The organism is Microcoleus sp. PH2017_28_MFU_U_A, from assembly GCF_020738035.1.
In the GTDB taxonomy this organism is placed as follows: Bacteria; Cyanobacteriota; Cyanobacteriia; order Cyanobacteriales; family Microcoleaceae; genus Microcoleus.
Genome location: NZ_JAEQCX010000160.1, coordinates 1 through 12,268, shown reverse-complemented (window position 1 = coordinate 12,268; position 12,268 = coordinate 1). Strand labels below are relative to the sequence as shown.

Below are 12,268 nucleotides of genomic sequence, written 5' to 3'. Positions count from 1 at the left end.
TGTCTTGCCGAAGCCTCTTCTTTTGGGAGAAGATTCTTGTGTAGCTTGCGGGTAATCCTCTACCCATTTCAGGGTTAGTTTCTACCCAACGAATCGCACCCCCAGTCTAAGACCATATCTGGAAGAGGTGTTAGCTGAATGTTATGCGGATGCAGTAGAACAAGCAAGTGCTGAAACTGGGTTGTCGATAGAGACGTTTCCGCAATTGTCCGTTTATACTTCTACTGAGGTTCTAGATTCCAACTTTTTGCCCGATGAAATAATCTCAAAGTAGCATCGTCTGAAAACCCGATCGCCAGATCGTAATTAATCCCATATCAAAAAATATAATACCCAGATTTCCGACAACTTCTCCCAAGTCAGGGATCTAAAAAATTGTGGACTAGACAATGCTTGGAATATTGGTGCTATTCTACAGAATTATTAAAATGCAAAACGACACAACAGCAGATTACCCCTAAAATCACACTTATGTCTGACTCTCCTCCATCCCAAACTCCCCCAGAAACCGCAGCAGACAGTCCTCAAGCAGACAGCCGCAGTGCCAAAACTCGGCAAATGTTGGGTATGAAAGGGGCTGCTAGCGGGGAAACTTCCATCTGGAAGATTCGCTTGCAACTGATGAAACCGATTACCTGGATTCCCCTGATGTGGGGCGTGGTGTGCGGGGCGGCTTCTTCGGGAAACTATGTTTGGAATTTAGAGAATTTTGCGATCGCCTCCGCTTGTATGTTGATGTCAGGGCCTTTGCTGGCTGGCTACACTCAAACTTTGAACGATTTTTACGATCGCGACATCGACGCCATTAACGAACCCTACCGCCCGATTCCCTCCGGTATCATCTCGATTCCCCAAGTAGTTACCCAAATTTTGGTATTATTAGCCGCAGGCATTGCGGTAGCCTATGCTCTAGACTTGTGGGCGGGTCATGAATTCCCCATCATGACTGTTTTGACTCTCGGCGGTGCATTTTTGGCTTACATCTACTCTGCACCACCGCTGAAACTCAAGCAGAATGGCTGGTTGGGAAATTATGCCCTAGGTGCTAGCTACATTGCTCTGCCTTGGTGGGCAGGTCAAGCTTTGTTTGGTACACTAGATCCCACCATTATGGTTTTGACGCTGTTTTACAGTTTGGCAGGACTGGGAATTGCGATCGTAAATGATTTCAAAAGTGTCGAGGGCGATCGCCAATTAGGGTTAAAATCTTTGCCAGTGATGTTTGGCATCGGCACCGCAGCCTGGATTTGCGTGTTGATGATCGACATATTTCAAGCAGGCATTGCAGGCTACCTGATCGGCATTCACCAAAACCTTTACGCTGTCATTCTCCTGCTGTTGATCGTTCCCCAAATCACTTTTCAGGATATGTACTTTTTGCGTAATCCCCTGGAAAATGATGTTAAATATCAGGCAAGTGCTCAGCCTTTCCTGGTACTGGGTATGCTGGTAGCGGGTTTGGCACTGGGCCATGCTGGTTGAGAAAAATTTTGAGTTGGCAATTTTGAGTTAAATATTTTTAACCAAAAATAAACAACTCAAGATTATGCACAGTTTTCTTGAAGAAAAAATGTCAAATTAAAAATTAAAAATTGAAGGGGGTTAGCCTTTTTAATTTTTAATTTTTAATTTAAATTGATGAGGTTTGAAGGTCTGAACGTGTCAGAATTTTTCTCAAATATCAAGGATAAATTGAGTAAAGTCACTAAGGGAGTAGGCGATAATTCCGATCTAGAATCGCCAAATGCTGCCAATAGCACCGGGCTAAACTCATCGCAATCCCCGCCTGAATTGTCGGGGCGGATAACTGGTGAGCGATCGGAGTATGTGATATCAGAAGATGCTGAACCTCCAGAAGAGTCAGAATTAGCATCAGAATATTCCTACTCAGAACAGGATGAATTTCCCATAGTCAAGCGCGATTGGGAAGGATTGAGGCGCTTAATCGTTTGGTTGGAAATTGAACCTCAAGTTAGCAGCTTGCAAGAAAAAGGCAAGAGATTGTTGGGGCCGGGCTTGAGTTTGCTGGGAAATAAATTACCAGAACAATCTCATAGTAGCGAGTTGCCGGAAAATAGCGCACCGCCAAATACCGAACTGCAAATAAATACCGAACTACAGGAAAATAGCGCACCGCCGAATACCGAACTGCAAATAAATACCGAACTACAGGAAAGTATTGCACCGCCGAACACCAAACTGCAAATAAATACCGAAGTACAGGAAAATAGCGCACCGCTAAATACCGAACTGCAAATAAATACCGAACTACAGGAAAGTATTGTACCGCCGGAAGATAGCGCACCGCAGAAAAATACTAAAAAACGGCTCTCCAGGCGCCCTAAATTTTGGATAGGTTTAGGTGTTCTCAGTATAGGAAGTGGCGCTTTAATCTACGGTTTGTGGATTTTATACACCTTAGACAAAGGTTTGCCGGATGTTAACGATTTGTCGGCTTTTAACCGCGACGGGACGCTGACAATTAAGGCGGCTGACAATACGATTTTGTTGCAGTCGGGGCCGGCAACTAGAGATAAGCTGAAACTTAAGGAAATTCCCGAACTGTTGACTAAAGCTTTTATTGCGATAGAAGACCGCCGTTTTTACGAACATCGCGGGGTGGATTATCAAGGTATTGTGCGATCGATCGCTTCTAATGTGATAGCCAGAGATTTGGTGCAGGGCGGCAGTACAATTACCCAACAATTGGCCCGCGTGGTTTTTCTCAATCAGGAAAGAAGCCTTAAGCGGAAGGTTCGGGAAGCTCTTTTAGCTCAAAAAATAGAGCGGGAGTTGACTAAAGAACAAGTCTTAGAAAGATATTTAAATCTGGTTTATTTGGGTTCAGATGCTTACGGAGTGGCGGATGCGGCTTGGGTTTTCTTTAGCAAATCAGTCGATAAATTAACTTTGGCAGAGATGGCAACTTTGGCGGGTTTGCCGCCAGCACCGAGCGAATATTCGCCTTTAGTTAATCCGGATATTGCTAAGCAACGGCGCAATATTGTGCTGCAACAAATGCAGGAATCGAAGGTAATTACAGAGGCTCAGGCGAAGGAAGCCCAGGCGGAACCGATAAAAGTGAAACAAAGTCAGCCGAAACGATTTAAAGTAGTCGCGCCTTATTTTGCTAGTTACATTCGCAAGGAATTGCCGCGCTATGTTTCTAAGGATGCTTTGGAATCGGGCGGCTTGACTGTCGAGACGACGGTGGATTTGAAGTGGCAGAAAATAGCGGAACAAGTTATTAAAGATGCGATCGATGTTGATGGCCGCCGTCAGGGTTTTGAACAGGCGGCTTTGGTTTCAATAGAAGCTAAAACTGGGGAAGTTAAGGCCCTGGTAGGTGGCGGAAGTTTTAAAGACAGTCAGTTTAATCGGGCTACGCAGGCTTTGCGGCAGCCCGGATCGACTTTTAAGGGGTTGGTTTATGCGGCGGCTATGGGGGCGGGTTTTTCGCCTTACGACAGCTATGAAGATGCGCCAATTATTATCGACGGCTATCAACCGAATAATTACGGGAAAAAGTTTAGCGGTTGGCGATCGATCTCTGATGCTTTGACGAGTTCGGTAAATGTCGTAGCTGTCAGAGTGTTGATGGATGTCGGGTTTGAACCGGCGATTAAATTAGCCCACGATATGGGAATTAAGTCTAAATTAAGTCCGATTTATTCCCTAGCTTTGGGCTCGTCTGAGGTTAATTTGCTGGAATTAACTAATGCTTACGGTACTTTAGCGTCGGAAGGTAATTTTATTGAAGCCCACGGAATTACTAAGGTGATCGATCAGCGGGGAGATGTGATTTATAAGGCTGATTTTAAACCGAAGCGGGTTTTGGATAAGGATAGTGCGGCAATTACTACTTGGATGTTGGAGGGTGTGGTGACTGGTGGTACGGGCGGGCCTGCTTCTTTGGGCGATCGGGCTGTGGCTGGTAAAACTGGCACTTCGGAAAAGGTGCGGGATTTGTGGTTTATCGGTTACATTCCGCAGGTAGTAACTGGGGTTTGGTTAGGGAATGATGACAATTATCCGACGGGGGGAACTAGCGGTACTGCTGCTTACAATTGGCGCGATTTTATGAGTAAAGCTGTGAAGGGAATGCCGGTGCAGGAGTTTCCCAAGTTGCCTAAGTTGGAGGGCCGCAAAGGCAGTATTAAGGCGAAACCCGTCGAACCGAAGGAGATTATTCGAGGGATGATTATGAATGACGATGGTGCGATCGTCCCTTACAATCCCAATCCCGAACCGAAGCATCGCGAACCAGCTTATCAAGAACCAGCTTACCAAGAACCAGCTTACAAAGAGCCGGCTTATCAAGAACCAGCTTATCAAGAACCAGAGCGTTATCAAGAACCGAGATATTAAGCAATAATTACAAGCAATTGCGATGTGTAGGGGCAGGTTCACCAATAATCCTTAATGAGTACCAACAATTGAAATAAACCTGCCCCCACCCAACCAACAATTTAAATGTACATTGGATTGATTGCAAGAATTGGAATTGGGAATTTTTAACCGCAGATTATGGCAGATTAACACGGATTAACGCAGATGTATTTGCGGACTTCAATCCGATCGCAATTTAATCTCGTTTCAGCCGCACCATAAAAAAGCCATCCATTTGATGCTTGTGCGGCCAAACTTTGACCCATCCTTCTGGTGATGGCTGGACTGGTAAATCAATGGTTGGCGGTTCGATTTGCCAGTCAGGATTGCTATCTAAGAACGATCGCACAACCTGTTCATTTTCCAAAGGATGAATCGTGCAAGTTGCGTAAACTAAGACGCCGCCGGACTTGACAAATGTCGCTGCATTTGCTAGTAATTCCGATTGCAGTTGCGATTGTTGTTGAATATTTTCGGGAGTGTGTCGCCAGCGGGCGTCGGCGCGGCGGTGGAGGGTTCCGAGGCCGGAACAAGGTGCGTCTAATAATACTCTGTCTGCTAGGTTGATAAATTCTGGGAAGTGGCGGCTGTCTCCGGTATGAATTTTAATAGATTTCATCTGGAGTCGATCGGCATTTTCAGCAAGTTTTTTGAGTCGGCTAGCGGTTTTGTCGCAGGCGTAAATAGTACCTGTATCCTGCATTAATTCAGCGCTGTGGGTGGTTTTCCCTCCCGGTGCAGCGCAGGCATCGATGATGGTTTCCCCCGGTTGCGGATCGAGTAAATGGGTGACTAATTGAGCGCTACTATCTTGAATTGTCCACCAACCTTCGCTATATCCGGGGAGATTTTGAATTGCGCCGGTGCTGCCATTTAGTCTTAATGCTTGGGGTAAATGGGGGATTCTGCTGGTTGAGATGTTCTGGGCTTGGAAGGCACTCTCGATTTGGGCGATCGAGCTTTTTAAGGGATTGATTCTCAGGTCAATTGTGGGAGATTGGTTGAACCATTCGCAGAGTTGTTCTGTTTCGGTTTCGCCTATTTGTTCGTTCCACAATTCTACTAGCCAGTCGGGGAAGCTGTGGAGAATTCCGAGGCGTTGGACTGATGATTTATAGTTAGTAACTGTTAATGGGTTTAAGTCGGTTTCTGTTAAACGGATATATTGCCGCAGCAAGCCGTTGACAAAACTGCTGAGTCCTGATAATTTGTTTTCTTTTGCTAGTTGAACGGTGGTGTTGACGGCGGCGGAGGGGGGAATGTGGTTGAGATATTGGAGTTGATATAAGCCTAAATGTAGGATTGTACGTAGATCGGGCGGTTGTTGGGAGGCTTTTTTGGTGGCTAGTTTGTCGATGATGAAGTCGATCGCGCGCATTCTCCTGACACTACCATAGACTAATTCTGTGACTAAACGGCGATCGAGGTCGTTGAGTTGGGAATTGCGAAAAGTGCGATCGAGGGCGGCGTCTGCGAATGCACCGCGACGGTGGACTTCGCGGAGTGCGAGGAAGGCTATTTGGCGGGGATTTTGCATAGTCTAAGATATGGCGGCCGAGAAATCGGGTTTTTTACGATAATACTTCGTTACAGCCCGCAAATTCGATAAAAACCCGGTTTCTTTGTCGGAGTGCATGGGGCCGAGAAACCGGGTTTTTACGATAATACTTGGTTCGTACTCGAAGATTTGATAAAAACCCGGTTTCTTTGTCGAAGTCCCTAAATCCTATGTACTCTTATTCTACCTTTCCCAACACCAATGGTTCTAATAAATTGCGTTCTTCAATGGGAAGTTCTAACAAAACTCGTCTGTCGCCCTTTGTTTCCTTATAGCGGACAGCCGCATTCAGCAGGCGCATGGTAATTTGGAATTGTTCGTAGTTGCTGGTTGGTTCTTGCCACCATTCTAACCAAGTGCGGGCGGCTTTGTCGCTGGCCATTTCTGACATTAGCGCGGGGATATTTCGCACAATTCCCTGTCCTAAGATTGAGAGAAATTTGTATTTTTTGTAAACTGCAATTAGGCTAGTGATGTGAGTTTTAGATATCGTTGGATCGTGCGTGTTTGCGAATAGGTTTCTGATAATTAACTCGGCATCTTGTGAAGCAGCTTCTTTTTGATGTTCGAGGCGTTGGAATGCGTCGTCTAAGGCAACGATGCCTTCATCCCAACGATTTAATCCGAGAATGGCAATGGCACGATTGAAGAAGACATTTGAATATTTATTACCAAGTGCGATGGATTTATCGCAAGATATTAAAGCTTCTTCATAGCGGCCGAGATTATCTAGTACCCAGCCTCGGCTAGACCAAGCCCACTGATAATTAGCATCAAGTTCGATCGCGCGATCGTAAGATACTAAAGCTTCTTCATAGCGTTTGAGGTTTTTGAGTACACTGCCTCGATTAGCCCAATCCCACTTATCATTGTCGTCAAGTTCGAGCGCGCGATCGTAAGATATTAAGGCTTCTTCATAGCGTTTGAGGTTGTTGAGTACAATGCCTCGATTAGCCCAAGCCCACTGATAATTGGCATCAAGTTCGAGCGCCCGATCGTAAGATTCTAAAGCTTTATCATAACGTTCGAGGTTGTTGAGTACATTACCTCGATTAGCCCAATCCCACTGATAATTGGCATCAAGTTCGAGCGCCCGATCGTAAGATTCTAAAGCTTCTTCATAGCGTTTGAGGTTGTTGAGTACATTGCCTCGATTAGCCCAAGCCCACTGATAATTGGGGTCAATTTTGATCGCGCGATCTAAAGATACTAAGGCTTCATCATAGCGTTTGAGATTATTGAGTACAATGCCTCGCATACGCCAAGCCCACTGATAATTGGCATCAATTGCGATCGCGCGATCGTAAGATGCTAAAGCTTCATCATCGCGTTTGAGGTTGTAGAGTGCCCAGCCTCGATTAGCCCAAGCCCACTGATAATTGGCATCAAGTGCGATCGCGCGATCGAAAGATACTAAGGCTTCATCATAGCGTTTGAGGTTGTTGAGTACATTGCCTCGATTAGACCAAGCCCAGTGATAATTGGCATCAAGTTCGATCGCCCGATGGTAAGATGCTAAAGCTTCATCATCGCGTTTGAGGTTGTAGAGTGCCCAGCCTCGATTAGCCCAAGCCCACTGATAATTGACATCAAGTGCGATCGCGCGATCAAAAGATACTAAAGCTTCATCATAGCGTTTAAGGTTGTTGAGTACATTACCTCGCATAGCCCAAGCCCAAGCCGACTTATTATTGGGATCAAGTGCGATCAGCCGATCGAAAGATACTAAGGCTTCTTCATAGCGTTTAAGATTTTTGAGTACATCACCTTTATTAGCCCAAGCCCTCGTATAATTGGAATCAATTTCAATAGCTTTTTCTAAACACTCCAAAGCTTCATCGTGGCGTTTAAGCCTATTCAAACAATGTCCATTTTCCGACCAATCCTTTGCCTCACCGCGACTTGCTACCAACTTCTCCGCATAGGCTAAAGCCGAAACATCATCTTTCTGTTCCCGACAATATTCAATTTCATCATAATAAGCCTTCAGACGCGGATCTTCCTCATCTTTTGCCTCCAGCGCTCGCATATGATATTCTCGATCCATCACAGCATCAAGTGGAATCGGTTCCAAATTTCGCCGATACATAAAATGACCTTCTTTCTCCGCAAAATCAACATCCGCCATCCTCAATCCCAATCGCTGCTGCAACTCTTCCCGCGTATACCAAACCCGAATAAAATCCACAATTAATCGAATCGGTTGATTGCGCTGCTTCTTCACCTCCAGACAAAAACGCATCAAAGGTTCCCGCAATTCATACCACGATTCCCGTCCAATCTCTTCTTTTTTGACATAACCTTTTTCCGACAAATCTTTAAGTTGACTAGACACTGTTTGGTGAGTAATAAAACAGTATTTAGCAATTTCTTTCACTGGTGCAGCACCACCTCGATCGCACAAAAAGTCAACTATCTTTCGTTGCTGATTTGAAATATACTTCATCCGATCCTGATAGTATGGCGTGAGGCTATCCAGCATTTCCATGAACGGTTCCACCAATTTATCCAGCGATTCAGGAGTCATCAGAAAAGCCGAAAAAACAATATACACGCGAGGACTGCCACCAGAAAGGTAATGCACAACTTTTATGCGATCGCGCCCGGTTGGAGTTTGAATAAAAGATGCTAAATCGGTATTCCCTTCTAACTTAGCAATGTGATTCAACAAATCTACAGCATCATCAACCTTAAACTCATTTAATATATGTGAATAGAAGAAACCATAAAAAGGATTATCATAGAGTTTGACTCCATCAAACAAACTTTGTGATGTCGCCAAAATAGTCAAAAACGAATGATTTTGAATGTACGCCCTCAACTGCTTCTGCCCAAAATCTCCCAACCCGCTAAATACGTCCTCTAAATTTTCAACAATCAACAATAGCACCCGATTCCCAACAAACTCTCTCAGCAATTCTGCCGCCTGATATTCAGCTTGTTCCAGCGACAAATCATAAAGCTTTTCAACCTCATCATGTAACTGAGCTTTATATGCTGCGGGATATTCTTGAGCAATTGCCCGGAATATTCCCCGCAATAAATCCAAAAAAGATGCAATCCCCCATTCCTCTTCGCGCAACCACGCAATCAGCAATTTATCCTGCAAATCTTCCATCTTGGCAACGCGATGATAAATCAGGGAAACCAAGTGTGTTTTGCCAATGCCGCGCGGCCCGATTAGTAGTTGAAAATACTTGTTATCTGTTGTGGCGCTATCCCGGATTTTATCGACTAAATAATTTGCTAGTGTGTGACGTTGTACTAAGATATCTTCGAGGGTTTCTGGTGCCATTAAGCTCGGAGTAAATCGAGAGATAAATGTATTTTTCATAGATTGATTCGGTTGGTTATTTAGTATTATTGGTCATTATCAGAGTATTGTCATTGTAAGTATTATTAGTCATTGTCAGAGTATTGTCATTGCGAGTATTATTGGTCATTGCCACTATTATTGTCATTGCGAGTTATGGGTCATTGCCACTATTATTGTCATTGCGAGTGAAGCGAAGCAATCGCCTAGTCTCTGCGATTGCTTTCCTTCGGATCACTTACGCTAACGCTTCGCTCGCAATGACATAGAGAAAGTAGCCGTAAGGTGCGTCGCCCTGAGATTGTTGATTGAATTTATAGATTTTTCAAGGCGACACACCCTACGAGAATATTTTAATTTGTAGGGGCGGTGCCCCCGTGCCCGCCCTCCATGCTCAACATCTCGATGATTTCCAGTATTTTTGAATCAGCGGATAACGAAATTGAAATCCCAAATCACTCTTTTGGATATAATAATCTTTCTGCAAAAGAGTTAACACTTTCCTCGCAATTTCCTTGTCTTGAGTGTCCGGCTCTTGCTTGAGACGATTAAACAATTCATCAAATAACAAAGGCTGATTTGCAACCGCCAAAATATCTAGTAAATTCCTGGCATAAGGACGCTGTTTCTCATCGTAATAACTATCGATGCGCTCTGCATAATGTTCCATTTTCCAAGGATTCATTGGGTCATCCAAAGAATCAGCAATGATTGCTTTAATCGCTGCTATGTCCCCTGAACCACCGCGCAATTTGAGTTTAACAATTAAGTGGTGGATGTAGAAAGGAATGTTACTTAATTCATCAGCTATCGCAACAGCAGTTCCTTGGATATCGGGTGTAAAAATATTCTCGCCTTCCAGCAATTTACGTGCTAAAATAGTTGCATCTTTAGCCGATAGTGGCGGCACATCTTGGGGATACATATCATTAGTCGGGTCATTTGTATAGCCCACTTTTCTCAGATCGGCAATCACATGATGCAAACCAATTGAACCTGTATAAACCATTCTGACACGAGGATACATCTGGCGAATCGATCGCAAAGTATCCAGCAATTCCATCGCCGATTCGTCGCCGATGTTACGCAGCATATATGGCAGTTCATCCCAAAAGAAGATGAGTGTGCTGTCTTGATTTTCTACCAAATCTGCGATCGTTTCAATCAGCAACTCTTTCCAGTGAGGCGCAGCAATATCGGGTAACTTGAAACCACTAAATTCTGCTCCTCCCAATTTGGTTAGCAATTCGTGAGTCTTCTTGGTGGTGCGATTCAAACGTGTTAAATATGCTTTGACATCCTGAAAGACTGTGTTGACAAATTCTATGGGCGATTTAACATCTTCTAAGTCACGATAAATCGGCAATTTATCTGGGGTAGCATCCGATCGCATCTTCTTAATTACCGAAGTTTTCCCCATCCTTCGTTCGGCACTCAACATAACACTTTGCTGCTCTAAAATCCCCCACAAATCAGAAATTAGCTTGTCTCTACCCATGACTTCGGCTGAAGCAATTTCGCCCCCTGGATTCGCTTTCATATTCTTTCCTTAATTATATTTATGCAATGTTAGAGTCGATAGGGGCATTTCTACCCCTACCTCTCATTCAGAACGGAACGTGAAACTTTCGCTTCATTCCGCTCCTCGATATCTTCATCCTTTTTTTAAGGATACAACTCAAAACGGATTGCTATGATAGTCCTTACTAAGGGAGCCGTCATTTTCCGTTTTTGTGTCGTGACAATGCTTATGTAGCAGTTGTAAGTTTTTATACTCATCCTTTCCGCCTAATGAGCGGGGTTGGATATGGTCAACTTCTACGATGTCTGTAGGTGTGAAATACAGACCGCAGTGGGTACATCTACCTTTTTGTGCTTTAAGGAGTGTTGCCACTCTTGTCGGCGTTTCAGGGTATTCTCCACGTCTGGAACTCCAATAAATCCAGTTACCGTCGAAAGGTGTTGCATTGCCTTTTACTTTTACGTGCCTTATGATAGGCGTTGCTGAGTGTTGGGCTAGCTCTAAACCTTCTTCTGTACTGAAGCACCAATTTCTATCGCCTACTGTCCTCCAGTATTTGTCTTTATTGATGCTACCTTTTCCCCGTCTTCTAGCCCATGCTCTTAACTTGTCATAAGTAAGCCTATCTATCTTTGAGAAGGTTTCCTTACTTACTACTGTTGAATAATAGTTTGACCATCCCCGGATGGTTTGATTTAACCTTTGGATTAAGGCGTATTGGGGGGAGTGGCTATGGGTATCTATTATTTCTTCAATTTTTCCAAGATGAGCTTTGATTTTGGGTTTAGACGGAGTGATTAATGTCTTAAAGCCGAGTGGTATTCCATGTGTATTTTTGGCACTTCGGTAGTTACCTACCTTATGTTGTTGTACATGGAATCCTAAAAACTCAAACCCAACATTTCCATTGTATTTATTGAGGGTGTGGGTTAATTTTGTCTTACTTGGCTTCAATTCTAAGCCTAAATCACTCAACCATTCTGCAATTATCTTCTGACAGGCTAATATGACTTCAATGTCTTTGTGTATAATCACAAAATCATCGGCATATCGGATTAAACTGATTTCTCTTCGTTGGTTTATGTTGTTACCTACGAACTGTTTAACCCGTTCTTCCATTCCATGAAGGGCTATGTTAGCCAATAGCGGGGAAATGACCCCTCCTTGTGGCGTACCTTCTACGGTCGGAAAGATTTCACCTTGGTCTAATACCCCACTTTTAAGCCACGACTTAATTTGTTTTCTCAGTCGTGGATAGGTATTGATTTTGTCAAGCAATGCTTTGTGATTAATGCGGTCAAAGCATTTGGCAATATCAGCGTCTAGCACATATTTGGCTTTATATCTGATGTTGTCAAAAATAGCTCCAATCGCATCGTGACACGAGCGATTAAAGTCGGCGACCCTCTCACGAGAGCCGCCGCTCTCCAAAACCGTGCGTGAAAATTTCTCTTCACACGGCTCCTCAGTGACTTGGTGCTTGTCA

Annotated in this window: 6 protein-coding genes and 1 pseudogene; 3 read left to right on the top strand and 4 right to left on the bottom strand. The window is 44.1% G+C overall.

Going from position 1 to position 12,268, the window contains the following annotated elements:
* Positions 1-106 precede the first annotated feature (106 nt).
* The 3 genes and pseudogenes from JGK14_RS31430 to JGK14_RS31420 form a co-directional block, all read left to right on the top strand.
* Positions 107-274: pseudogene (locus JGK14_RS31430) on the top strand (DUF29 family protein); the annotation flags it as partial.
* A 197-nt stretch (positions 275-471) separates the two neighbouring features.
* Complete coding sequence (chlG, locus tag JGK14_RS31425; protein ID WP_293146994.1) at positions 472-1,482, top strand: chlorophyll synthase ChlG; 1,011 nt, start codon at positions 472-474, stop codon at positions 1,480-1,482.
* 156 nt (positions 1,483-1,638) lie between these two features.
* The gene (locus JGK14_RS31420; RefSeq protein WP_325315898.1) at positions 1,639-4,368 is read left to right on the top strand and encodes a transglycosylase domain-containing protein; all 2,730 of its coding nucleotides are present in this window, start codon (positions 1,639-1,641) and stop codon (positions 4,366-4,368) included.
* 217 nt (positions 4,369-4,585) lie between these two features.
* Here JGK14_RS31420 and JGK14_RS31415 read toward each other — a convergent pair whose 3' ends face one another.
* From JGK14_RS31415 to JGK14_RS31400, 4 genes are all read right to left on the bottom strand, one after another.
* Positions 4,586-5,926, bottom strand: a complete 1,341-nt coding sequence (locus JGK14_RS31415) for a 16S rRNA (cytosine(967)-C(5))-methyltransferase (RefSeq protein ID WP_293211320.1) — start codon at positions 5,924-5,926, stop codon at positions 4,586-4,588.
* 199 nt (positions 5,927-6,125) lie between these two features.
* Positions 6,126-9,281, bottom strand: a complete 3,156-nt coding sequence (locus JGK14_RS31410; protein ID WP_293327811.1) for a tetratricopeptide repeat protein — start codon at positions 9,279-9,281, stop codon at positions 6,126-6,128.
* A 373-nt stretch (positions 9,282-9,654) separates the two neighbouring features.
* Entirely contained in the window at positions 9,655-10,800 is a 1,146-nt protein-coding gene (locus JGK14_RS31405) for a hypothetical protein (RefSeq protein WP_293327808.1), read from the bottom strand.
* Between the two features lie 138 nt (positions 10,801-10,938).
* On the bottom strand, positions 10,939-12,268 hold a 1,330-nt coding region (locus JGK14_RS31400; protein WP_325315897.1), incomplete at its 5' end, for a group II intron reverse transcriptase.

Coding starts and splice junctions, on each gene's coding strand:
- JGK14_RS31415 (WP_293211320.1), bottom strand. CDS start 5,926: ATGCAAAATCCCCGCCAAATAGCCTTCCTCGCACTCCGCGAAGTCCAC.
- JGK14_RS31410 (WP_293327811.1), bottom strand. CDS start 9,281: ATGAAAAATACATTTATCTCTCGATTTACTCCGAGCTTAATGGCACCA.
- JGK14_RS31420 (WP_325315898.1), top strand. CDS start 1,639: ATGAGGTTTGAAGGTCTGAACGTGTCAGAATTTTTCTCAAATATCAAG.
- JGK14_RS31405 (WP_293327808.1), bottom strand. CDS start 10,800: ATGAAAGCGAATCCAGGGGGCGAAATTGCTTCAGCCGAAGTCATGGGT.
- chlG (WP_293146994.1), top strand. CDS start 472: ATGTCTGACTCTCCTCCATCCCAAACTCCCCCAGAAACCGCAGCAGAC.